At 42.6% G+C, this 24481-nt stretch carries 23 protein-coding genes and 1 pseudogene; 17 read left to right on the forward strand and 7 right to left on the reverse strand.

What is annotated here, in order from left to right; translation table 11 throughout:
* Positions 1–93 precede the first annotated feature (93 nt).
* From OSCIL6407_RS0120540 to OSCIL6407_RS0120550, 3 genes are all read left to right on the forward strand, one after another.
* Complete coding sequence (locus OSCIL6407_RS0120540) at positions 94–1548, forward strand: sensor histidine kinase (protein WP_007357634.1); 1455 nt, start codon at positions 94–96, stop codon at positions 1546–1548.
* Between the two features lie 63 nt (positions 1549–1611).
* On the forward strand, positions 1612–2007 hold the full coding sequence (locus tag OSCIL6407_RS0120545) for a response regulator (RefSeq protein ID WP_007357635.1): 396 nt from the start codon (positions 1612–1614) through the stop codon (positions 2005–2007).
* Positions 2004–3350 carry an adenylate/guanylate cyclase domain-containing protein gene (locus tag OSCIL6407_RS0120550; protein ID WP_007357636.1) on the forward strand — a complete coding sequence of 449 codons (1347 nt, stop codon included), beginning with the start codon at positions 2004–2006 and terminating at the stop codon, positions 3348–3350. Before OSCIL6407_RS0120545 ends, OSCIL6407_RS0120550 begins: the two co-directional genes overlap by 4 nt.
* A gap of 48 nt (positions 3351–3398) precedes the next feature.
* On the opposite strand, the gene OSCIL6407_RS0120555 is transcribed toward OSCIL6407_RS0120550, so the two are convergent.
* On the reverse strand, positions 3399–4283 hold the full coding sequence (locus tag OSCIL6407_RS0120555; protein ID WP_007357637.1) for a fructosamine kinase family protein: 885 nt from the start codon (positions 4281–4283) through the stop codon (positions 3399–3401).
* A 140-nt stretch (positions 4284–4423) separates the two neighbouring features.
* The gene (gene leuB / locus OSCIL6407_RS0120565; RefSeq protein ID WP_007357638.1) at positions 4424–5515 is read right to left on the reverse strand and encodes a 3-isopropylmalate dehydrogenase; all 1092 of its coding nucleotides are present in this window, start codon (positions 5513–5515) and stop codon (positions 4424–4426) included.
* A gap of 107 nt (positions 5516–5622) precedes the next feature.
* On the opposite strand from leuB, the gene OSCIL6407_RS35505 reads away from it, so the two are divergent.
* From OSCIL6407_RS35505 to OSCIL6407_RS0120580, 4 genes are all read left to right on the forward strand, one after another.
* Complete coding sequence (locus tag OSCIL6407_RS35505; protein ID WP_155523413.1) at positions 5623–5760, forward strand: hypothetical protein; 138 nt, start codon at positions 5623–5625, stop codon at positions 5758–5760.
* Positions 5761–5968: 208 nt separating this feature from the next.
* On the forward strand, positions 5969–6919 hold the full coding sequence (locus OSCIL6407_RS0120570; RefSeq protein ID WP_007357639.1) for an ABC transporter ATP-binding protein: 951 nt from the start codon (positions 5969–5971) through the stop codon (positions 6917–6919).
* A gap of 76 nt (positions 6920–6995) precedes the next feature.
* Positions 6996–8672 carry a hypothetical protein gene (locus tag OSCIL6407_RS0120575; RefSeq protein ID WP_007357640.1) on the forward strand — a complete coding sequence of 559 codons (1677 nt, stop codon included), beginning with the start codon at positions 6996–6998 and terminating at the stop codon, positions 8670–8672.
* An 86-nt stretch (positions 8673–8758) separates the two neighbouring features.
* A complete protein-coding gene (locus tag OSCIL6407_RS0120580; protein WP_007357641.1) occupies positions 8759–10351 on the forward strand; it encodes a hypothetical protein in 1593 nt (530 codons plus the stop codon).
* A 120-nt stretch (positions 10352–10471) separates the two neighbouring features.
* Here OSCIL6407_RS0120580 and OSCIL6407_RS0120585 read toward each other — a convergent pair whose 3' ends face one another.
* The 3 genes from OSCIL6407_RS0120585 to OSCIL6407_RS0120595 form a co-directional block, all read right to left on the reverse strand.
* Positions 10472–11371 (reverse strand): succinate--CoA ligase subunit alpha, encoded by a 900-nt coding sequence (locus OSCIL6407_RS0120585; RefSeq protein WP_007357642.1) that lies wholly within the window; start codon positions 11369–11371, stop codon positions 10472–10474.
* 198 nt (positions 11372–11569) lie between these two features.
* Entirely contained in the window at positions 11570–12829 is a 1260-nt protein-coding gene (locus tag OSCIL6407_RS0120590) for an ATP-grasp domain-containing protein (RefSeq protein ID WP_007357643.1), read from the reverse strand.
* A 157-nt stretch (positions 12830–12986) separates the two neighbouring features.
* Positions 12987–14483 (reverse strand): glycosyltransferase, encoded by a 1497-nt coding sequence (locus OSCIL6407_RS0120595; protein ID WP_019487617.1) that lies wholly within the window; start codon positions 14481–14483, stop codon positions 12987–12989.
* A gap of 177 nt (positions 14484–14660) precedes the next feature.
* Here OSCIL6407_RS0120595 and ebsA point away from each other — a divergent pair, with 177 nt between their 5' ends.
* The 9 genes from ebsA (at position 14661) to OSCIL6407_RS0120645 (ending at position 21193) form a co-directional block, all read left to right on the forward strand.
* On the forward strand, positions 14661–15035 hold the full coding sequence (ebsA, locus tag OSCIL6407_RS0120600; RefSeq protein WP_007357646.1) for a type IV pilus biogenesis protein EbsA: 375 nt from the start codon (positions 14661–14663) through the stop codon (positions 15033–15035).
* 895 nt (positions 15036–15930) lie between these two features.
* Positions 15931–17001, forward strand: a complete 1071-nt coding sequence (locus tag OSCIL6407_RS0120605) for a phosphotransacetylase family protein (RefSeq protein WP_007357648.1) — start codon at positions 15931–15933, stop codon at positions 16999–17001.
* A gap of 314 nt (positions 17002–17315) precedes the next feature.
* A complete protein-coding gene (locus OSCIL6407_RS0120615) occupies positions 17316–17819 on the forward strand; it encodes a hypothetical protein (RefSeq protein ID WP_007357174.1) in 504 nt (167 codons plus the stop codon).
* A gap of 21 nt (positions 17820–17840) precedes the next feature.
* The gene (locus OSCIL6407_RS0120620) at positions 17841–18251 is read left to right on the forward strand and encodes an MAPEG family protein (protein ID WP_007357175.1); all 411 of its coding nucleotides are present in this window, start codon (positions 17841–17843) and stop codon (positions 18249–18251) included.
* 98 nt (positions 18252–18349) lie between these two features.
* Positions 18350–18841 carry a YajQ family cyclic di-GMP-binding protein gene (locus tag OSCIL6407_RS0120625; RefSeq protein WP_007357176.1) on the forward strand — a complete coding sequence of 164 codons (492 nt, stop codon included), beginning with the start codon at positions 18350–18352 and terminating at the stop codon, positions 18839–18841.
* Positions 18842–18966: 125 nt separating this feature from the next.
* Entirely contained in the window at positions 18967–19986 is a 1020-nt protein-coding gene (locus OSCIL6407_RS0120630; protein ID WP_019487620.1) for an NAD(P)/FAD-dependent oxidoreductase, read from the forward strand.
* A 99-nt stretch (positions 19987–20085) separates the two neighbouring features.
* Positions 20086–20430 carry a hypothetical protein gene (locus OSCIL6407_RS0120635; RefSeq protein ID WP_007357177.1) on the forward strand — a complete coding sequence of 115 codons (345 nt, stop codon included), beginning with the start codon at positions 20086–20088 and terminating at the stop codon, positions 20428–20430.
* A complete protein-coding gene (locus OSCIL6407_RS36330; protein ID WP_007357178.1) occupies positions 20427–20600 on the forward strand; it encodes a hypothetical protein in 174 nt (57 codons plus the stop codon). Before OSCIL6407_RS0120635 ends, OSCIL6407_RS36330 begins: the two co-directional genes overlap by 4 nt.
* A gap of 254 nt (positions 20601–20854) precedes the next feature.
* The gene (locus OSCIL6407_RS0120645; protein WP_007357179.1) at positions 20855–21193 is read left to right on the forward strand and encodes a DUF433 domain-containing protein; all 339 of its coding nucleotides are present in this window, start codon (positions 20855–20857) and stop codon (positions 21191–21193) included.
* A gap of 31 nt (positions 21194–21224) precedes the next feature.
* On the opposite strand, the pseudogene OSCIL6407_RS33545 reads toward OSCIL6407_RS0120645, so the two are convergent.
* Positions 21225–21547, reverse strand: a pseudogene (locus OSCIL6407_RS33545) (IS1/IS1595 family N-terminal zinc-binding domain-containing protein); the annotation flags it as partial.
* Between the two features lie 402 nt (positions 21548–21949).
* On the opposite strand from OSCIL6407_RS33545, the gene OSCIL6407_RS0120655 reads away from it, so the two are divergent.
* Positions 21950–22972: an IS4 family transposase gene (locus OSCIL6407_RS0120655; protein ID WP_007357180.1), complete on the forward strand. Its 1023-nt coding sequence runs from the start codon at positions 21950–21952 to the stop codon at positions 22970–22972.
* Between the two features lie 117 nt (positions 22973–23089).
* On the opposite strand, the gene OSCIL6407_RS0120660 is transcribed toward OSCIL6407_RS0120655, so the two are convergent.
* Complete coding sequence (locus OSCIL6407_RS0120660; protein WP_007357181.1) at positions 23090–24283, reverse strand: PPC domain-containing protein; 1194 nt, start codon at positions 24281–24283, stop codon at positions 23090–23092.
* Between the last annotated feature and the right edge of the window lie 198 nt (positions 24284–24481).

The raw sequence follows: 24481 nt of genomic DNA on the forward strand, positions 1-24481 counted from the left end.
AATCAGCTATTGCCTCTTATTGTTATCGTTGCTAGTTTTTGACTGGGAACGCATACATAAATTTTCTGTCGCCATAAACTCTACTTAAATAACATGAATGACCATTCGATGATGCCCGAAAAAGCTGATATTTTAGTTGTTGATGATATTCCAGAAAATTTGCGTCTTTTAGCGGGAATTTTAGCAGATCGAGGATACAGAATTAGACCTGCAAGAGATGGCTTTCAAGCTTTATCTATTGCCCAAAATATTCCTATCGATCTGATTTTACTGGATATCATGATGCCAGGTATAAGTGGTTATGAAGTCTGCCAAAAACTTAAAGCCGATGAAGTCACTCGCGACATTCCAGTTATTTTTATCAGTGCGATTAATGAAGTGCTAGATAAAGTCAAAGCTTTTGCTGTGGGTGGAGTAGATTACATTACTAAACCTTTTCAAGCCGAAGAAGTATTAGCGCGCGTTGAAACCCAATGTCAAATGCGTTTTCTGCAAAAGCATCTTCAACAAAATAATGAGACTTTGCAACAGAAAAATGAGGAATTGACTGCGATTTTAAAACAACTACGAGCTACCCAAGAAGAACTAATTCAATCTGAAAAAATGGCAACATTAGGACAACTTGTTGCTAGCATCGCCCATGAAGTTAATACCCCACTAGGTGCAATTCGTTCTTCAGTGGGCAATATGTCTAAATATTTGGCTGAAACCTTCGCAGAATTGCCGACGATGATTCGCACCTTTTCTCCAGAAGAACTTGAAATTTTCTTTGCCTTAGTAGAACGCTCTATTCACAAAATTTCAACGGTTTCTCTCAAAGAATCTCGGAAGCTAAAGCGAGAATTAATTAGACAAATGGAAGATGAAAAAATTAGCAATTCTGATGTAATCGCAGATACTTTAATAGATATGGAAATCTATCAAGATATTGTACCCTTCTTTCCTTTACTCAGACGTTCAGATAGCCGGAATCTTCTAGAAATTGCCTACAACCTTTCTGGGCTGCAAAGAAGTACCCAAATCATCTATACTGCTACGGAACGTGCAACAAAAGTTGTGTTTGCCTTAAAAACTTATGCTCATTACGACGAGACGGGTAAGCGTATCAAAGCTAGTGTAATTCAAGGCATTGATACTGTCTTAACACTGTATCAAAATTCTTTAAAACAAGGAGTAACTGTCATTCGTAACTATATAGATTTACCGCATTTTTACTGTTATCCCGATGAATTGAATCAAGTTTGGACAAATATTGTCCATAATGCTATCCAAGCAATGGATAATCGCGGTACACTAACAATTGATGTTACCCAAGTTGAAGAGCAAGCAAAAGTTAGTATTACGGATAGTGGTTCGGGAATTTTACCAGAAATTATTCCGCGCATCTTCGAGCCATTCTTTACCACCAAAGCACCTGGAGAAGGTAGCGGTTTAGGATTGGATATAGTTAAGAAAATTGTGGAAAAACATCAAGGAACAATTGAAGCTGAATCCGTTCCCGGAAAAACTACTTTCACAGTTTTTCTACCCATGAATCTCCCATCATAGGCTGATTTTTCCTATGATTAATCTCAATTAAATATCAAACATCAACCATTATCCATTACCACCATGTCTAAACCATTCATTTTATGCGTAGATGACGAAAAAGTTGTGTTGCAAAGTCTCAAAGCACAACTCAGAAAAGCCTTTGGCGATGCTTATAGTTATGAAATTGCCGAGGATGCCAATGATGCTCTAGATTTAATTGATGAATTGCACGATGAAGATATTAGTATTCTTTTGATTATTTCTGATTGGCTAATGCCAGGAATGAAGGGTGATGAATTCCTAACTCGCGTCCATGAAAAGTTTCCCAAAATTGTAAAAATAATGCTCACAGGTCAAGCTGATGATAGTGCCATAGAACGCGCTCAGCAATCAGCCAATCTCTATCGCTGCTTATTTAAACCTTGGTCAGAATTAGAGTTGATAGAAGCCATTAAATCTGGTTTAGAAAAACCATGACTAAAAATGTAATTATCTGCGTTGATGATGAATTAACTATCCTTACAAGTCTAAAAGCAGAACTCAGAAAATCCTTGAGCAATGACTATATCATTGAAATTGCTGAAGGGGGTGAAGATGCGTTAGAACTACTGAAGGAATTGATGGCAGAGAATTATGAAATTCCGCTGATTATTTCTGACTATGTGATGCCAGAGATGAAGGGAGATGAATTGTTAAGAAGAGTACACGATATTTCTCCCAAAACTCTGAAAGTGATGCTTACAGGTCAAGCAACAATTGAAGCAGTAGCTAATGCCGTTAAGTATGCAAAACTCTACCGTTATCTTGCTAAACCTTGGCAGAATGAAGACCTGATATTAACTGTAAGAGAGGCAATATATAGCTATCACCAAGATAGAAATATTGCTAAAAAAAATGCTCAATTTGTGCGAATGAACCAGGAGTTAAAACAGTTAACTCTTGAACAATCTAAGTTGATTGCTGAACTACACAAGAAAGAGCGCATCTTGGAAGAACTAAATGAGTCTTTTTTACGCTTTGTTCCTCGTCAGTTTCTCCAGTTATTAGACAAATCTAGTATTATTGATATCCAATTAGGCGATCAAATTCAACAGGAGATTTCTGTGTTATTTTCGGATATTCGAGATTTCACCAGTTTATCTGAAAGAATGACTCCCCAGGATAATTTTAAATTTATCAATAGCTATTTATCGTGGATGGAACCTGTAATTTTGGAAAATAATGGATTTATTGATAAATATATTGGCGATGCGATTATGGCTTTATTCAATGGTAACGTAGATCATGCAGTCAATGCAGGAATTGCGATGTTGCAAGCACTCGCGGAATATAATATCACTTATCACAATCCCGATCTTCCACCCATCAAGATTGGGATTGGAATTAATACAGGAATATCAATGCTAGGAATAGTGGGAGGAAAATCTCGGATGGATGGAACTGTCATCGGAGATACGGTGAATGTAGCCGCCCGAATTGAAGAGTTAACGAAACACTATGGTGTACCATTACTGATTAGCGATTGCACCTATTTTGAATTACAAAAACCTGAAGCTTACTCTGTCCGCTTTATTGGTCAGGCTAAGGTCAAGGGTAAAGTGGAATTAGTTGGAGTCTATGAAGTTTTTGATGCGGACTCTCCCCCACTAAGAGATGCTAAATTTGCCACTAAAACCAAATTTGAACAAGCTCTGATTTTTTGTCACCAAAAGGAGTTTAAAGAAGCCGAAAAATTGTTGGAAGAGTGTCTGCAAAAAACTGGGCCAGATACAGTGGCTCAAATCTATTTAGCTCGATGTCAACAAGCATTAGGAAAGTAAAAATTTCCAGTTATGGCTAGTTTTAAATATTTTAAATTATCCTACCTTCTACCGCAACAACTGATTAATCATCTGATTCGCTTGCGACTCATAACTCCCCCCAAACAAATTAAAGTGATTCAAAATGTGATAGAGATTATATAGAATCTTCCTCCTCTCATAACCTCCCTCTAAGGCCAAAACATCATTATATCCACGATAAAACGCCGCCGAGAAGCCGCCAAATAACTCTGTCATCGCGATATCAACTTCTCTATCTCCCCAATAGGATGCTGGATCGAAAATCACGGGTTCTCCTGTAGATATTACCCCTGCATTTCCTCCCCATAAATCGCCGTGAACTAGAGAAGGTTGCGGTTTATGGTCGGCTAATAAATCGGGGATCGCTGCTAATAAACGTTCCCCAAGGGGAAAATGACCGCCTCGACGTTTAGCCAATTTTAATTGATAACCAATCCGATGTTCTGCCCAAAAATCAGCCCAATTTTCCGTCCAAGTATTAATCTGTGGCGTTGAACCAATTGTATTATTAATATCCCAACCAAAACCAGCCCTTGATAAAGTAGAATCAGAGGGATTGTATTGGTGCATCGCTGCTAATTTGCACCCCATCTTTTCCCAAGCTTGATTATCACCGCGCCCTCCTAAATCCAGCCATTCTAACACAATATAAGCAGAATTTCCCTCTGTTCCGCAACAAATAGGTTGAGGAACTAGAATTGTCTGAGTATCCCACATTTGCTGCAATCCTAATATTTCTGCCTCAAACATTGCTATTTGTGATGCTTGATTTAATTTCACAAAATAACTGCGGGAACTGTCGCTGATTTGATACCCTTGATTAATACATCCGCCACTAACTGAACGGCGGTTATCTATCTTAAACTTTTCTCCTGTTACTTCAGTAATGCGTGTAGCAATGTTATTCCACATAAAGTATCAAATTTATGGATGAGTTGCAATCAATGACTTCCTCGCGGGGTGGGGCGGGTTTTTTAGTCTTTGGGTATTCTTTAACAGCTATTGGCGAACCCGCCCCTAAAGGTTTGTGACAATGGTATTAAGAGATCTGGTTACAAACTATTCTTCAATTCCGTAATTAAAGCCTCTCCCATTTGCCGACAACCTACCAGTTTCATGCCTTCTGATTTAATATCGCCAGTGCGATAGCCTTGTTCTAAAACTTGCACTACGGCTTTTTCAATTTTATCGGCAGCAGTAGGCTGATTTAAGGCGTAACGAAGCATCATTGCGGCACTTAAAACTTGTGCTAAAGGATTAGCTTTATCCTGTCCGGCGATATCTGGTGCAGAACCGTGAACGGGTTCAAATACGCCGGGGCTAGATGCACCTAAACTGGCAGATGGTAACATTCCAATACTACCAGTTAACATGGCAGCAGCATCGGAGAGAATGTCTCCGAAAAGGTTGCTGGTGACGATAGTATCGAACTGTTTTGGCCACCGAATTAACTGCATGGCAGCGTTATCAACGTAGAGGTGAGAAAGTTCGACTTCGGGATATTCTTTTGCTAGTTCGGTGATGCGATCGCGCCACAATTGCGATACATCTAAGACATTAGCTTTATCAACAGAACATAACTTTTTACCGCGTTTCATGGCAGTTTCAAATCCGACTCGCCCAATACGATCTATTTCTGATTCTGTATAAGCCATCGTATTCACGCCGCGTTTCTCGCCAGTTTCCGTTTCAAAAATACCCTTGGGTTTACCAAAATAAATCCCGCCAGTAAGTTCGCGGATGACCATAATATCAACCCCTTCGACTACTTCTCGCTTCAAGCTAGAAGCATCAACTAATTGAGGTAAAATTGTGGCGGGACGCAAGTTAGCAAATAACCCTAAACCTGCTCTTAATCCTAACAATCCTGTTTCTGGGCGTTGGTGGCGAGGTAGATTATCCCACTTGTAACCGCCAATTGCTGCTAATAATACCGCATCGCTATTGCGGCACATTTCCAAAGTTTCATCCGGTAGCGGGTTGCCCGTTGCGTCGATAGCAACGCCGCCCATTAATGCTTCTTGGAATTCAAAGCTAAGGTCTAATTGTTGGCCAACAAGTTTGAGGACATCTACCGCCACTGCCATAATTTCAGGGCCAATGCCGTCGCCTGGTAAAAGAGTAATGCGGTAGTTCTGAGTCATATCAATTGGAGATTTTAGATTGAAGATTTGAGGTCGATAGAAATTTTTGTGCAAGGTGAGAAATTCTTGCCAGGTTATAATTGTATCAGCATAGGTAAACTAACAGTTTGAATTTAAGGCTAGCGATCGCCTCTCCTCTCCATCCAACGCCAGCAGGTTTTATTGGTGTAGCCACAGATTCAATCCGTCCTGTTCTCGTTTCAATTTCCGTAATACCCTTGGCGATCGCTGAAGCTAAAGGCTAGGCTAGCTGCTGACTACCTTTTTCGCATTTACTACCTCAAACATCAGGCTGCATAAGTCCCACTACCTCAGACATACCTTAGCTGTAGAGTGGGCAAAATTGGCAACTGTCTCTAGCGATATATAAGCTGAGAATGGTTTTGCCTACCATCCGTTTAACTAAAAATTTTCCTCCGAAAACTCAAGTTTCATCCCCGTCACCCCAGAAACATGACAAAAGAACTCGCAATCGACACTCGCGGACTTACCAAGCAATTCGATCGCCATATCGCCGTCAATGACATCGACTTGCAAATCGCGATCGGCGAAGTTTACGGACTCATCGGGCCCAACGGCGCAGGTAAAACTACCCTCCTGCGAATGTTAGCCACCGCCGAAGAACCAACGGCTGGCGAAATTTATATCAATGGCGATCGCCTCCTCTGTGATGAAAGCAACCCCATTCTCAAACAACGTCTCGGCTATTTACCCGATGACTTTCCCCTTTACGACGACCTCACAGTTTGGGATTATTTAGACTACTTTGCCAGACTTTATAACCTCCGAAATCCTCGCAAAAGAGAACGACTTTATGCAGTTCTAGAACTCGTCCAACTAGCTAACAAACGTAACAGCATTATTTCCACCCTGTCGCGAGGCATGAAACAGCGTCTCAGCTTAGCTAGAACCATCATTCATGAGCCACTTTTACTACTCCTAGATGAACCAGTTTCCGGCTTAGACCCCATCGCTAGAATGCAATTCCGCGAAATAATTAAAGCCTTACAAGAAGCTGGCATGACTATAATTATCTCCTCCCACGTCCTCAGCGACTTAGCAGAACTCTGCACCTCAGTCGGCATCATGGAACTCGGATATTTAGTCGAAAGTGCTCCTTTAGAAGAACTTTACAAACGCCTTAGCCGCCAGCAAATTTTCCTCTCTACTTTGGGTAAACTAGATGTGCTGACATCTGAACTGAAAAACCATCCTTGGGTTGAAAGTTGGGAAATAGTACCGGAAACTCAACAAGTCCGCGTACACTTTTCCGGCAATCGAGAAGATGCTGCAAACTTGTTGCGATCGCTTGTCTCTGCCAATATTCCCCTAACAGAATTCAACTGCACCCAAGAAGACCTAGAAACCATTTTCCTTAAGATGGGACACCAGCAAGCATCTTAATGAAGGAAGAAGGAAGAAGGAAGAAGGAAAAAATCAGGGTTATCATTTTCATCTTTTTAACTTGGAGAAAAATCTAATGCTAAGTACACAGATTCAAAAAATTGGTGACTGGAATCCTCAGCTATTTCGAGAAATCAAAGGTAGATTCAAAACTCGAAATATCGTCCTCGCAACAGGTATTTCTCTATTTGGGCAACTGCTTTTGCTGATGTATCACTTCACTCAGCTACCAGTATTAAATCCACTTGATAAATACTACGTCAATCGCTACTGCACGGGTAATAATAAGTCAAGCTACAGCGGGGCTAGCTGCTTCATACTCAATGGTAACTTTGTAATCGACTGGCAACAGTGGTGGTTAGATATATTTATCTGGCTTAGTTTTCTGGGTATATTTGCCTTACTAACTGCCGGAACCTTCATGCTAATCGGTGACTTAGAAAGGGAAGAAAAACGGGGAACACTTAACTTTATCCGCCTTAGTCCTCAGTCTACCCAGAGTATTTTTCTGGGCAAACTCTTAGGAGTTCCCAGTTTACTTTATCTAGCAGCCGCTTTAGCCCTCCCTCTACATTTGTGGTCAGGAATAAATGCCAAAATTCCCCTTTCTTTAATCTTGACCTTTGAAGGATTAGTCATTGCCGCTAGTATTTTTATCTACAGTGCCGCCTTATTATTTGGCCTAGTAAGTTCCTGGCTGGGAGGTTTCCAGCCTTGGTTAGGAACTATGATAGTCTTCTTGTTTTCCTGGATATTGAGTTACAAAAATATTACCAAAGATGGCTGGGATTTACTGAATTTATTTTCTCCTTCCACTATCCTCCCCCATCTAATTCCTGAGACTTTTCTCAAAACTCAGCGAATTTTTGGTAACAGCGATGCCAGCTATCAACTTTCTCAGTTAAAAGATTGGCAATGGTTTTATCTACCTGTCGGTGAAACAGCTCCTAGTACAGCCTGCTTTCTCTTATTAAATTATGGTCTTTGGACAGCATTAATTTGGCAAGCTTTAAAGCGTTACTTTCGCAATCCTAATGCCACTGCTCTTAGTAAAAAACAGAGTTATCTACTGATAGCTTACTTAACCATCTTGAATCTAGGATTGATTTTACAATCCTCTAGTACCATATCCCAGTTATATTTTATCGGCTTCGGGATCGTGTTAGTATTCTCTGGCTTAATCGCCGCTCTCTCTCCACATCGACAAACTTTGCAAGATTGGGCGCGATATCGTCAAGAACGCTTAAAAACAGGAGTTAAGTATTCTCTAATCCGCGATTTAATTTGGGGAGAAAAGAGTCCGGCTGTAGTTGCTATCGCTGTTAACTTATTGATTGTAGCTGCTCTATTTGTTCCTGCAACTCTAATTTTTGCTGAAACAGGAGATCGCAATCAAATTATCTTAGGTTTGCTTTACACTCTCAGTTTCATGTTAATCTGCGCTACTATAGCCCAGCTCATGCTGTTAATGAAAACTTCCAAAAGATCGCTGTGGGCAGGAGGTACAGTCGCAGCAGGAATTATCTTACCCCCGATGATTTTAGGAGTTCTATCCATTAATCCGGGAGAAAATGGAGGTGGTTTGTGGCTGCTAACACCGTTTGCCTTAGATGCCATCAGATACGCATCGATAAATGTCATAGTTAGCACACTCCTAGCGCAATTTGCTTTCTTTGGTTTCCTCAACTTCCAACTGACTCGGCAACTCAAAAAAGCTGGGGAATCGGCATCTAAAGCATTGCTAAAAAGTTAAGAAATTAAGAATTAAAAATGGGATGATTCTTCATTTTTAATTCTTAATTGAATAGCGCACTTTACTTGATTCTGGAGAAAATGTCAATGCTATTAACCCTTGAAACAATCGGCAACTGGAATCCTCAGCTATTTCGAGAACTCAAAGGCAGATTTAATTTTCGCAATGTCACGATTGCAGCTTCTATCTCTATACTATGTCAGTCTCTCCTAGTAGCCATAATTTCAGCCCCATCTTATACTGATACTGACTCTTGGGAAATTAACTCCCAGGAATGGTTCAATATATTCCAAAGTCTCAACTGGATTTTGCCAATTATCTTAGTCTTAGGTGGTGCCTATATGCTCATCGGCGATATGGCGAAAGAAGAACGCCGAGGCACTCTCAATTTTATTCGATTGACTCCGCAACCAAGTCAGAGCGTTCTAATTGGTAAAATTTTAGGAGTTCCAGTCTTGCTCTATTTCGCAATTGCCTTAGCATTACCTCTACATTTGTGGACTGCAACTAGCGCAGGTGTGGCTTTTGGCTTTGTTTTGACAATTTATTTAATGGTAGGTGCTATTTGCAGTTTCTTCTACAGCGGGGTACTTTTATCCACGCTGCTAGGAGCATCACAACCTTGGGCAGGAGCCATTTTATCCCTACTATTGGCATATCCACTCTTACTACTACTTAACTTCTTCATTGCTGTATTAACAGAAAATAGAGATGTGCTAGGGGATATCAATTTACCATTGAACTGGTATTATTTGCCAGTCGGTTCTAATTTAGGAATTGCTTGTTTATTTTACCTACTAAGTATCTGTTTGGGAACCTGCTGGATTTGGCAATTATTAAACCGCCGCTTCCGCAATCCTAATGCTACAACCATCAGTAAGTCACAAAGTTATCTATTAGTAACTTGTGTCAATCTTTGGATGTTAGGGTTTGGTGTAATCCAAACAGACTCCTACCTAATTGAAGGTATAAAGTATATCTTTTTGTTCTTTTTGTTCTTTTTGCTCCCTTGTTACTTTCTAATTTTAATTGCTGCTTTGTTACCTCATCGCCAAGCTTTACAGGATTGGGCGCGGTATCGTGGAGAAAGGAAGAATGAGAAAAAAGGAATAAAAACGATTTTTTCAGCTTTCCCAGTTGCAGTACAGGATTTAATCTTAGGTGAAAAAAGTCCTGCACTGGTCGCGATCGCAATTAATATCGCTATTACTGCTGCGATTTGGATACCTTGGATGTTGCTGTTACCTGAACAAAATAATTCGCTTTTTAACACCTGGGAACAATATTCAAAAAATCAAGTTATCCTAACTTTTTTCTTGACTGCTAATTTGATTTTAATCTGTGCTGCGATCGCGCAACTCACGTTGTTAATGAAAACTCGCAAACCAGAAATCTGGGCTGCTACCGCAGTTAGTGCAGTGATTATCTTACCACTGGTAACTATGGCAGCGTTAGGTTTTACGTTTGAGAAGAATCCTGATTGGTTCCTGATTTCACCATTGGCCGCGATCGCGATTCAAAAGGCCTCAACAACCGCCATTTTCCTGACAATTCTCGGTCAGTGGAGCGTTTTAGCACTTTTGAGCCTGCAATTAACCCGACAGTTGCGAAAAATTGGTGAGTCTAATTCTAAATCACTGCTAGCAGTTCGTCCCTCTTTACCCGCTAGCAGTAATTAATTAAACGTAGGGTGGGCGATCGCCGACAACCATCGATCGCTATGAGTTATAAGCTGGAAGCGGCGAGCGCCCACCTTACAAGTTATTCACAACTAACAACTAACAACTAACAACTAACAATTAACCACTCTTCTTAAGAGCCTTTTTCACCAATTCTGGAATCTGAGAAATTCGCTCAGCAACAGGTATTTTTGCCTCTTGAAAAGCCGCAATTTTACTTTCCGCCGTGCCTGCCTCTGTTGTCCGCACAGCAGCACGAGAACTAATTAAAGTACCCGCATGACCCAAAGGTTGACCCTTCGGCGCGTAACGACCAGCAATGTAAGCAATAACAGGCTTATCGATCGCCTCAGCAATGTAAGAAGCCGCCGCCTCTTCACTCCCACTACCAACTTCCCCTACCAACACGATCGCATCCGTACTGTCATCCTCATCTAAAATTTGCAGCCATTGCATAAAAGACGAACCAACAATCACATCGCTACCAATACTCACCCCAATCGACTGTCCCAACTTCGCATTAGTAAGCTGTAGGGCAATTTCATAAGTTAGCGTATTGCTACGGCTAATTAGTCCCACCGGGCCTGGAGTGTAAAATTCACTTGGATGCGTGCCCAGCAACAACTTATCTGGCACAATGATCCCCGGACAATTTGGGCCGACAACCAGAGTTTCCGTTGCCTCTGCTTTTCTAACTAAACGCACCATATCTAGGGGAGGTACGCCTTCTGTGACAATTACGATCTGTTGGATGCCAGCCGCGATCGCTTCTAACGCCGCATCTAGCACCGAATAAGGGTGTACAAAAATTACCGAAGTGTCAATCTTGCCAAAAGCAGACAGTGCTTGTTCCACAAGGTCAAAAACTGGAATTCCGTGCAACTCTTGCCCCCCCAGGCCCGGACTCACCCCCGCAACTACATTCGTCCCGTAGGCTTTCATCATCAAGGCAGCTTGAGTTGAGGCGGGAGATTCTGTAATCCCTTGCACTAAGACTTTGGTCTGTGGAGTTAAATTCATGCGAATGCCAGTTGACAGTTTAGGGGCTAGGGGTTAGGGGAAAAAAGGGGCTAGGGGCTAGGGACTAGGGGCTAGGGGAAGAAGGGAATTATAGAATCAATGGTTTCAGGAATTCAGAACTTCCTAACCGACGAAAGCGGTTGCTATAACAGTTGACAGTTAACAGTTAACAGTTAACAGTTAACAAGTTAACAGTGACTACTTAGCCAAGGATACAGCTTGTGCTACCGCCTCATCCAACTTTTCTGCCAGTTGCAGTGAAAGTCCCGCTAAACGCTCTTTAGTTGTGTCCAGTTGATCGCCCACTAAGCGCAGTACAATCTGCGGATTACGGTTAGCGCGGGCTTTTCGTTCCAAATAGGTCGCGATCGCCAACGTCATTTCCTCACCAGCAGCCACACTGCCCAATATATTAACCAGTACCACCTTAACGCTTTTATCCTGACTCACCAACTCCAAACCCCTTTCCAACCGCTCTCGCAGCGTATCTGTCAGTTCATAGCGCTCAAAGGAACCTAAATTCAAGAAATTAGCTGGCTTTCCCTTAGCATGAGTTACAGCATCCAGCGTAGCCATTGTCAGACCAATTCCATTGCACAAAATCCCAATATTGCCTTCAAGTTCCACCAAATTTAGTTGAGAATGGGAAATTGGCTGCTGCGGATTGGAGTTAGCATCAAGAGGCGATCGCCCCACATTCGAGTCATATCTTCGTAACCCAGAGACTGAGGAGTGGGAAACTTCCCCCGATGCTCTCGCCCCACTCCCCCGCTCAATATTTCCCCTACTCCCAAACTGTTTCTTACCCACCAATCCCGCCAAGTCTAGATGCCGTCCCAGAGCCTCATCATTAGCAGTTACTTTACCATCTAGAGCCATCACTTCACCCGATCTGCTGATCCCCAGAGGATTAATTTCCACCAAATCCAAATCTTTCTCAACAAACAACTGGTACATCTTCTCCACGATCGCGCTCACCGACTGAATCAGCCCTCCCTGCAATCCCATTTTGAGCGTCAAGCGTCTGGCATAGAAAGGCGAAAAATCTTGGTCTACAATCACCTGCTGCATTTGAGCGATCGCCGCCTCTACATTAATTCCACCTTGTTTAGAACCCAGAAGTACCGGCCGACGAGCAACAGGATCTAAAAGCACAGCCAGGTATAATTCTTGGTCAGCATCATACTTTGCCTCAGCCAGCAGCACTTCTGGGTACTCATCCATAATCGGCAAATTAAAAATTGTCTGAGCCGCCGCCACCGCATCAATCGTATTTTCCACAAACTTGATGCCCCCCGCCCGGCCCCTACCACCTGCTCGTACCTGAGACTTCAGTACAACAGGATAGGGAATTTTTAGCCCCTTTAAGTCTGTTGGGTAATCAATCCGTTGCGATGGCAATACAGGAATCGCCATCTCCCGAAATAACGCTTTAGCTTGATATTCTAATAAATCCATTATTGGTAATTGGTAATTGGTAATTGGTAATTGGTAATTGGTAATTGGTAATTGGTAATTGGGATACACAGATTTTACAGATTCCTCTGATTTCACAGACTAAACGAGCGTGACTCTAACTAATCCGTGTAATCCGTGTAATCGGTAAAATCCGTGTTCATAATTGGTAATGGGTATCACTACCTTGATGAATAGTTTTAACCCATTTTAGCTGCTTCGGTCGTACCGAAATCCTTGCCGTCACGCTGCCGACAACTACCAACCAGTGCAACATATACAGCGTACCGCGCAGGGTTTGTAGTAAAGTAACAAAAACATTAGAAACAGCAAATTTCGTCTGCCTGCGAGTACGGCGCAGCCCTATAAACATTCCTACCAAAGATAGAGTAACCGTCATCACAGTTAGAGGGCTAGTTATCGGCAAGCGGCGCAGAACAATCGACATCAAAGTATCAGGCAACGCCACAGTAGGTAAAAGATATTGCGTTACCCAAAACCCAAATAAATCCCAAGTTTTCCCAGTTCCCATCCGGTTGCGAACAATCAATCGCCAGTAATCCAGATAACGTTGATAGCCACCTTCTGCCCAGCGGTTCCGTTGATGCCATAAAGCCAAAGCATTAGTAACACCTTCTTCCAGCACAGCCGGAAAAGCTAAAAATTCAATATCCCACTTGTCTAAATGTAGTCGAATTGTTAAATCCAAATCATCAGTAATAGTCTCCTCATTCCAGCCCCCGCAGCCCTCCAGAGCACTGCGTCGGACAAACTGACCATTACCCCGCAATTCTCCAATCCCACCTATAGCAGTCCGCTGCTGTTGGAAAAAACTATCGAGAGCCATCTCCGACTCTTGGCCGCGAGTCCAAAAATTTAGGGGAGCATTCGCGATCGCTTTTCGCACCTGTACCGCTCCCACCTGCGATCGCTCAAACATCGGCAACACCCGCCTCAGCAGATCCGAAGTCACGATCGCATCAGCATCAAACACCGCCAATATTTCCCCCTTAGTCATCGGTAACACTTGATTGAGCGCTCCCGACTTACCCCCACTAGCATCTGACCCTCGGCGAAAGACACGCAACTGAGCGTACTCTTCAACCAACTTTTCCAACACCTCTGGAGTTTTGTCCGTGCTGTAATCGTCAATCACCCAGAGCTCATATCGGCTAGTCGGATAGTCTATATTGCAGATCGTCTTGACCAGATCGCTAATCACCGCCTCCTCATTTTTAGCAGCTACCAGCAGCGAGACATAAGGCCAATTCTCCCGATCTTCCTCACTCTCGGCACTCAAAGGCTCCGGTATAGATTGGGGCTTAGCAAACAAAACCCTACAGGCGTGAATCCATAACAAGCCTGTCAAACCCCAAACTAACCACGAGCCCCAAGAGACTAAGTGGAGAGTAATCGTACCACCCCAGATTATGGTCAAAGCTACAGCCGCTTTGCCCCTGCGCCCTCGGTATAAGGTTTGAGGGAAAGAAGGCGAAAAGGGAACATTGGAAGATGAAGAGAGGGGGATGGCGGGAGAGGGGAAAATTCCCTGACTCCGCCAATCATCTACCATACCCTGTTCCTCCTGAGCTAACTCAGGGATATCTAAGCTAAGTTCGCTTATGGAATCGCTGTCTGGCCAAGAACTCTCCTGCATAGGTAACAAGATTCAACCACCAATAGGTTCAGATTTTTAGGGACAAGTATTCACTTTATCAGTTTGTAGGCTTTTAGCTCTACTGGTTGTTGGCAAGTTTAGCCTGCGAATCCCTAGTATAGTTGGGTTGTGGAGTTTCCCATCCAAATTGAGATTAATTCTCTGGAGATCCTGATTATGTCTATTCCTCAACTGAAGCCAGCCGATGAGAAAGAGGCCAAAGTCTACGCGCCCTTCTGCCAGGAAACGAGGCGCAGATTTTTACCTTTAGCTATTAGCCTCTACAAGCTCAAAAGTTTAGAAGGAGCGCGGAAAATTGATGGGGGCGAGGATATTCCCTTTGTTGCTAGTTGGAATGTCTCCTCACTGCCAATTGACTTGACTCGCTGCCGCGTACTGTTTGATGGCAATGCCGAGCTTAGTTATGAAGTCACTCTGCAAAGTTCGGAGTTTGTCAATTTCTTAATTGATGTACTGCTGACTTTTCAGCGCACTCGTACAGTGGATTTTTCTAAAGGATTTTACCGCAAGCTGATGCGCCTTGATGATTAAGTTGGATTAGGAGATGAGTGAGGATGGGGGAGATCGGGGAGATCGGGGAGATTGCTATATTGCGATCGCAACCTAGCGAAGTTTTGATATCTAGGATTTACGCACCCCACCAAAGAAACCGGGTTTTTTAGAGAATCTGTGGGTGCGGGCGAAGTATTTTCGTAAAAAACCCGGTTTCTGGAGTCCCATACGTAAGTCCTAAGTTTTTCTGAACTTACGCAAAAGGTAATTTTTGTAATTACAAACGCAGTGAAGCAATCTTTTACTTTTGCTACAGCTTTACAAGGTCAGAAATTACGCAAAAATATCTGTAATGCCGCGTACAAAAACCGTCAATAAACCATTTTTCCGATCTGCGTTACTGCACAAGCCTGCTTAAATCCTCAAAAGTAAATCCTAACCAAGTAAATTTTTCTCTCTCCCCGATCCTCGCTATCTCCCTCTCTCTCTCCTCCCCAGCCTCCCCGTTCTTTAATGATTTATCCTTCTCTATGCCCCCCCTCAATCAAAGTGGTGTATCATAAATTGGAGCTTGGGAAGCAAATGCCTACCACCAACCACAAACAATAAGTAAGCACAACCTCGAATTCGAGCAAGTGTCTAAAGGCTTTAAGGCTTACGCCATTGTGTGTTAGGTTCGCCTAGCCCTCAAGAATCCCATCCAGTTCGGCAGAGCTCACGGCGAAGCCTAAGCGGGGTGAGAGTGTCAAATATGTAATTCTTGTCTAAAAACAAGAAATTCAAACTAGCCACCAAAACAATTGTTAGAAGGCTCTATCCGTGCAATTGTCAAACTTTGTGCGTGATTATAGGGCGAAATCTGGCTGTTAGTTGCGAATTTCGGTAGAAAAATGAATTTGTCCAAATTTACAGGTCGAAATTGAGGAGTGAGGGCGTGGCGAAATCCGCCAATTATTTGCTGATTGGATCGACTGAAGCTTATAGCGGTAAGTCTGCGATCGCGTTGGGAATGGCTTGTCAGTTCCAAGCAAAAGGACAAGCTATCGGCTATGGCAAACTCCTAGCAACTTATTTCCGCGACGATCGCGCTGATGGGGCAGACGAAGATGTGCGATTCGTGGCCCAGACGTTGAAGCTTTCAGAAAGCCAGTTGCAGCCAACTCTGCTGTCGCTGGACGAGGTTACGATTCACAAACGGCTACGGGGCGAAGATCGAACTGATTATCGCCAGTCTCTAGCTCGCCACGCGCAAGCGCAAGCCCCTGGCTTGGTGCTGTTAGAGGGGCCAGGTAATTTGGAAGAGGGTAGTCTATTTGACTTATCGATACCTCAAGTGGCTGAGACAGTTGATGCCTCTGTGCTGCTGGTGGTAAGGCCAATTTCCCAATTTGTCGATGCTCTACTCTCGGCTAAACGGCGCTTAGGCGATCGCTTAGTTGGCATTGTAGTTAACGATGTTCCCTCTGAACAGCTAGAAGTAGTTACAGGAATGGTGCGACCATTTTTGGAAGGCCAAGGCATTCCTGTATTGGGAATACTTCCCAGAAGTGCTTTGCTCCATAGTGTCAGCGTTAACGAACTGGTGCGGCAGTTGAAAGCCGACGTACTTTGTCGTTCCGACCGTTTGGACTTGATGGTGGAATGTCTTTCTATTGGCGCGATGAACGTCAGTTCCGCTCTAAAATATTTCCGCAAAGCGAGAAATATGGCAGTAGTTACGGGAGGCGATCGCACGGACATTCAGCTAGCAGCCTTGGAAAGCTCGACCCAGTGCTTGATTTTGACCGGCCAGCTCCCCCCTTCTCCCCTGGTTCTCAGCCGGGCAGAAGAGGTGGAAATTCCCGTTTTGTCCGTTGATTTGGATACCCTGACCACAGTGGAAATTATCGACAGAGCCTTTGGCAGTGTGCGCCTGCACGAACCGATTAAGGTAGAGTGCATCACTCAGTTAATGGCAGAGCATTTTGACATTGACCGACTGATAGCATCTTTAGGTCAAGTGTAAGCGCAAGGGGGCAGAGGAGCGGGGGGCGGGAGATGGGGGAGATGGGGGAGATGGGGGAGATGGGGGAGATGGGGGAGATGGGGGAGATGGGGGAGATGGGGAGGATGAGGAGGATTGGGAAAATGGGGAAGATGGAACAGGAAAGACGAAGATTTTCCCCCTGTCCCGCTCCCCATCTCCCCCGCCCCCTGCCCCTCTGCTCCCCCGCTCCCCATCTCCCCTGCCCCTCTGCTCCCCCTCTCTAGATTAAAAGTTCAAAAGTTGCCAGACCTGCTAAAATCTACAAGGTTGTTATATTTAACTTGATACAATCTTTGAGTCAATCAATTGAACTACCCAAGGTAGATGATTTTTTACAAGAACTCGTCGCGATCCAGCAAACCGGCTCAAAACGGATTGCATTATTAGGATCTCGTCACGTTCCTATTACCCATCAGCAACTAATTGAGATGCTGAGCTATGCCCTGGTTCTAGGAGGCAATCAACTAATTACCTCCGGGGCTACAGGCACAAATTCAGCAGCTATTCGGGGGGCCATGCGGGCCGATCCAAACCTGCTGACAGTGATTTTGCCTCAAAGTCTGAGTCGCCAGCCTAGAGAGTCTAGGGAACAACTCGATCAAGTAATACACTTGGTAGAAAATCCCAAAAATGATGCTTTGTCTCTAGGGGAAGCAAGTGCGTTGTGCAATCAAGAGATTGTATCTCGTTGTCAACAGCTCATCTGTTTTGCGTTTCACGAAAGTCATACCCTATTGCAAACTTGCCGGGATGCTGAAGATCAGCGCAAAGTAGTTACTCTGTTCTATTTTGATTAAAATACAAAGCCAATCGCGATCGTGCAATTACCTGTTTCGACAATTCTGCTCGATTCTATTGCAGCGGCGGCTGCGTTAGTTTACGTACCTTATTTAGTCGTAGCCTATGGGCGTTTGCAAGTAGGCTACGATTTAAAGGCACCCCGCGCTATGTTTGATAAGTTGCCTGCTTATGCTCAGCGAGCAACTTGGGCTCATCAAAATTCGTTTGAGACGTTTGTAGTGTTTGCGGCTGCGGCTTTCATGGCTTATACGACTGGTCAAAATTCCGATGAGGCTGGTTGGGCGGCGCTGATTTTTGTGATAACGCGGCTATTATTTTCAGTTTTCTATATTCTGAATGTACCGCTGGCGCGATCGCTAATGTTTGGTATCGGTTCTTTTTGTACTGGTACTTTATTTGTTCTCAGTTTGATAACTGTTAATGGTTAGTGGTTAGTAGTTAGTGGTTAGTGGTGATTAGAAAAATGAAACTAACAGCTAACAACTAACAACTAACAACTAACAACCAACACTAACAATTAGGATTTATGGCTTCTACATATTCATTTGATATTGTCAGCGACTTCGACAGACAAGAATTAGTAAATGCTGTTGACCAAACCGTGCGCGAAATCCAAAGTCGCTATGATTTAAAAGATACGAAAACGACTTTAGAATTGAAGGAAGAGTCGATTAATGTGAATACAGATAGTGAATTCACTCTCGATGCTATTCATACTATTTTGCAAACAAAGGCAGCTAAAAGAAACCTTTCCCTGAAAATTTTTGATTATGGCAAAGTAGAATCTGCTAGCGGTAGTCGGGTGCGACAAGAGATTAAGCTGAAAAAAGGAATTGCCCAGGAAATTGCCAAACAAATTAATAAGTTAATCCGCGACGAATTTAAAAAAGTTCAATCTTCAATTCAAGGAGATTCAGTGCGGGTTTCTGCTAAGTCTAAAGATGAGTTGCAATTGATTATTCAGCGCTTGAAGGAGGAAGATTATCCGGTAGCGCTGCAATTTACTAACTATCGTTAGGAAGACAGTTACTAGAAATTGTCGAAAATCCCATCACTATTACTATTAGTGTCAAAGCGAGCAAACACAGTAGACAGTCACCTCATAACTATCAACCTTCAATTCTGGACGTAGTTGCTGTAATTATGAAACTATCTAGTAAAAATCTTGAGGCTTCTCTTAATACTGTTTACGATGCCATTATTGTTGGCGGTGGTATGGGTGGATTATCCGCAGCAATCTATTTAGGTCGCTACGGGCTCAAATGTTTAGTAATAGAAAAAGGGAAAGGGCGATCCCTTTGGATGCAGGATTTGCGTAATTATTTAGGGCTAGATCCTCATACACCCGGTAGAGATATATTGAATCATGGAACTAAGCAAGCGTTAGACTGGGGCGCAGATCATCTTCGAGGTTATGTAGAAGAAGTAACCGATGAAGGAGAGACATTAGCGGTACGGGTAAAGGTAGGAAAAAAAGATAGTATTTATCCTGTATTTCGGAGTAAATATCTAATCGCCGCATCGGGGATAATGGATAATTTACCTGAAGTTGAGGATATGCAGAATCTCTATAATTATGCAGGTTATACACTTCACGTCTGCATGATTTGTGATGGTTTTGATATGTGGGATCGGAAAGCAGTTTTGATTGTTAATTCCGAATCTCAAATCAATGCAGCGTTTGTGTTGAATTGGTTTACTCCTTATATTTCGGTGCTAACTCATGGTTTATGTGAGGTTAGCGATACAATGAGAGAGAAGCTTGCGGATCATGGATATCCTTTATATGAGTCACCAATTGCTCGTTTTTTGGGTGAAAAACATCAAATGAGCGGTGTGGAATTAAAAGATGGTACGGTAGTTGAGGCGACGACTGGTTTAATTAGTATGGGTTCGGTTTACCATAACCATTATTTAAAGGGAATTGAGGGGTTAGAGTGGGATGGTGAGAATTTAGTTACTAATGAGATGGCGCAAACTAGCCACAGTCGAATTTTTGCCCTTGGTGATTTGAAAAAGGGATTAAATCAGGTGTCAATTGCTGTTGCTGATGGTACTTTGGCGGCCACTCAAATTTGGCGTAATATTCGTCGCGCTAGTACACCTCGTAAGTGGGAAGAGAATCTTGTTAAGAGTGCGACAGAGGTTGAGACTCCTGTCTAATAGCTAAAGTCCTCTTAAGAGGATTAAGAACCTTATAGGAATGCTAGTTTTTAGACTTAAAATGAAGTTAAATAGGAAAAATCACTGACTTATTTTTATATGGTCAAATTACCCCCAGAACGTCGAGCGATTATTTGGGACTTGAAACAACGACTATTAGATATTGTGGATGAAGCTAAGGCTACTGAGTTAGACTTATTGGAGCGTTTTGGAGAAACGGAGAGGACTTTAGGTGTATTGGATCAACTGACTGAAATTGCCGAGCAAGCGAAAGAACGATTTTCTCAACTGTCTATCTTACAAATACGGATTGCAGAATCACAACCAAGGGCTACTCCCGATCTGTTAAGATTGTTGGATGATAGGATTGTGATTATCTCAGACCGGGTTCCGGCTTTGGAACGTAGTACACAAGAAATTAAAGCTGATTGGAATTTATTATGAATGAAGCACCTTTTTTGCCCGATCCCGAACAGGTAAAGCAGACTCTGACGAAGGCGCATCGTGCTTGTCAGGATATGGAGTTAGCAGGTTTGGAGTTACAAGAGGTAATTGAAATGTTAGAACGTAATATTAGAGAACAACGTCTTAAGCGATTAAAGCAGGTTTCTTAGGTGGAAAAAGAGAGGTAAAAAGCTTAGGCGAAGCCAGCGAGCCGGATCGCTCTTTTTATCCGACAAGGGCGATCGCGTGGAGTGAGAAACCGGGTTTTTGCACAAGATATTGGTGTATAGGCTCATGCGATCTGAAAAACCCGGTTTCTATTTGTTTGGGTAAAGGGCGATGCCTTCGGCTGGCGCAAGCCTACGCTTAGAGATGATTTGGGATAAACTAATATAGATGCCAAATTGAATCTTGAGGAAATTCTATGACACCAGTAGTCATTGCAGAGCATATTGAAATTACTCCCGGAGTGTGCGGCGGTAAACCGCGCATTGCTGGACATCGAATTAGAGTTCAAGATGTTGTAGTCTGGCACGAACAGATGGGAATGTCCCCTGATGAAATTGTGTCGCGGTATCCTACAATCGCTTTAGCGGATGTGTATGCAGCTTTGGCTTATTACCACGATAATCTTGAGGAAATTCGACAACAAATGCAAGAAAGTGAAGCTTTTGTGCAAGAATTGCAAGCCAAAATTCCTTCCAAGGTGCAGCAGAAATTAAGAGGACAGAATCTTGGAAAAGATCCAGTTTCATTTGGATGAACAAGTCGAATTGGCGATCGCAGAAGCTTTATATAATCTGATCTCCATCGGGAATAAACTTAGGGTAAACTTTCCATCCATCTGTCACATAAAAATGGCATTTCCATTTATTAACAATCTCCCATAGTGGTTCAAAGGTTCTGGCACTATGGTCGCCTAAAACCCATCCTAGAATACCTGGTTGAAATTGACATACATTTTGAGACATTCACGTTTCACATCTTCAGAATAACCTTTATGAGGTTGATAGCCATCTATAAATTGTCTGCCACAACCGACACAAATATAATTCTGTTTACCTTTTTTATGACCATTTTTATTAACATGAGTTGACTGACATTCAGGACATTGCATAAGCTCTGCGTTTTGTGAAGTGTTATTTTTTGGCGATCGCACTCTCAAATCATCATACCCCAATTCACCAACGCCACTTCTTGTTGTGTTTCATCAGTGTAAAATTCTGCTTCATCTTCAGCTTTTTGCTCTTCTTCGCTGCCGTTAACTGCGGAAGTTTCCTCCGTACTGCCATCGCTTATATTAGAGGGATTTTCAACAGGTCTTTCTGTGGTTAAATTATCCCCTGTAGCCGTTTCTGTTGGAGCGGTGATTATGCTATTTTCGGCTAATGGAGTTTCTATTATTGTCCTGGGGGGGTGACAATGTGCCTGAAAGCAAGGTGGAGTAAAGATTTAGCCCACTTATGCTAAAAAAAGATAGGTAGCTTTTTTGTTACACGCTTACCTATCCAAAAACATAATGTTACCTTCATTTTATCAGACCCACTTACAAAAACAACTCACACAGGCTCAGTTTGTTCTGCTAACAATCTTACTGAATCTGCTACAATCCGAGAAACAGGTGAGATTAGAGAGACTCGCACGGATATTTCCCTATCCAATTACAACGGAAAGTCGCCGTCGCAAGCTACAAAGATTTCTGGACTTGCCTCAATTAGCGCTCGCGGATATCTGGTTCCCTTTGATTGCTTATTGGTTAACAACTTATTGCTCGGTCGGACAAACTTTATCAATTGCTATTGATCGCAGCCAATGGGGCTGCATCAATCTGTTTACGATCGCCCTAATCTGGCGGAAAAGGGCCATTCCATTATACTGGTGCTTGTTACCCAAGTTAGGAAACAGTAACCTGCAAGAACAAACCCTCGCTCTACAAGAAGTTTTACCCTTACTTAAAAACTATAAAGTTATCGTTTTAGGAGATCGTGAATTTTGTTCAGTAGATTTGGGAAACTGGCTCAAGACAAAGGGTGTGTCTTTTTGTTTAAGGCTGAAAAAGAATCATTGTATAGAAACAGAAAGCTTAATCTGGCAACGCTTAGAGCAATTAAAAATAGTACCAGGAACTGCGTTATACTTTCAGGGAGTAAGGGTCAGAAAAACCCGACCCGTAATAGGATTTGATATCGCCTGTAAATGGAAACGCGACTATGGGGGAATCCAAGTAAAAGAGGCCTGGTTTATTTTGACAGATTTGGGCTCATTGCCAGTGGCGATCGCGGCTTATAAAAAACGGATGGGAATAGAAGAGATGTTTCGAGATTGCAAAACAGGAGGATATAATTTAGAAGGGAGTGGCTTAAGGGGAGAGCGATTCATTAAAATAATTTTGTTGATGGCGATCGCATACACTTCAAGTATATTTCAAGGGACTGAGATTCAGAAAAAGCATCTGCAAAAATATGTATCTCGCCAGAAAGACCCGCGTCAAAAATACTATAGAAGGAGTATATTTGGGAGCGGTCAGGATGGAGAAAAATAGGTGAATTATCTCGATCGCTACGACTTAGAAGTTCAAGAGTAAACGCAAGTTAACTAGAAATAAACGTCGATTCTATCAGCAGGGCATACGAGCTGCAACCCTGATACGCTCTGACTCCTAGCACTCTTTGTCACCCTCCCAGATTATTGTCTCTTCTTCGACTAATACATCTTGGTTTTCATCGGGTGGACTTATCGTTGCACTCGAATCATTATTCGTAGAATTACTGGAACTCTCTTCGGGGTTTTCCTTGGCAACACTTTCTGTCAAATCATTGCTATTTGTCTCATTCGGTTCTACGGAGTTAGTTACTTGATTGGATATTATCTCCTCCTCAATTTCCGAACCAATTTCTAAAGCTATTGTTTCCCCTGTAAGTGGGTCTATAGTCTCTTTCTGATTAATTTCCCCATTGCCAATCTCTGTACTTTCAGCGTTATTTGTTATTGCATCATCAACAGAAGTGCTGATAGTGGTTTCTTGGGAGTGAGTTGTTTCTGAAGTGATTACTGAGTCATCCGAGTTAGTGGTTTCTGAAGTGATTTCTAAGTCATCCGAGTTAGTTGTCTCTGAAGTAATTTCTAATTCATCTGGGTTAGTTGATTCATGGGAATCTGTGGTAGAAACTTCGGCTAAATCATCTGCGGTTTCACTTTCTGAAATAATTGATTGTTCAGAAGTGCTTTCTGTTTCTGGAGTTGTTAATATATTTGAGGATTCTTCTGGAGTAGCTAAGCTTTCTCCCAAGTTTTTTTCAGTCTCTGATGTTATCCCTAATTCGGAATCTGTCTCAGTAAATTCCTCAGTAGAATTAGTTTCGTCTGTTGTTCCTGTCAGAGTATTACTTGGCGATATTGTATCTTGATTCTCCACAGCATCACCTGTAATTAAATCTGGAGAATCAGTCGATGTTTCTGAAGAATTGTTTGATATAATTTTTGTTGACGGTTCGTAATCACTACCTGTGAGAGGGTCTACGATGGCTTTCTCACTGCTGGCAACTTCCTCTAATATCAGGCTCAGACTATAATTAATGTTATCCTCTGCTGAGATTACCAGTAGAGAATACTCCCCCGCACCTAAATCGCTGAAATTTATTTCCTCTGGAATTGTCCCCGTTAAAGATGAACTGCGAAGTACAGTACCATTGCTACTTTGAAGTTGCAAATCGGCATTACCAGTTAAGCCGTCAAGGATAGCTTTGAAGTTTCCTGTCTGGTTGACGCTGAAGTTGAGGGTGTCAGGGTAGGCTGTCCCTACTTGTCCTGTATATGTTTTGCTACCACTGACTAAACCTAGATTATTAGGCATGATGCACTTCTCCTGACCTTACTACGCAACTATTTATCTATCTGTAGGTCTGTCAGGGTGAAAATGCTGTTTTTACGCCAAATCGGAAAATTGTTACAAAAGTTTACCTTATCTCCTATTTTGCCAGTATCATATCTAGGCTATACCCTACCTAACCCCCGAACCACCTCTCCCTGCCCTCTCCTTTTAGGAGAGGGA

This window comes from Kamptonema formosum PCC 6407 (genome assembly GCF_000332155.1).
GTDB classification, from domain to species: domain Bacteria; phylum Cyanobacteriota; class Cyanobacteriia; order Cyanobacteriales; family Microcoleaceae; genus Kamptonema; species Kamptonema formosum.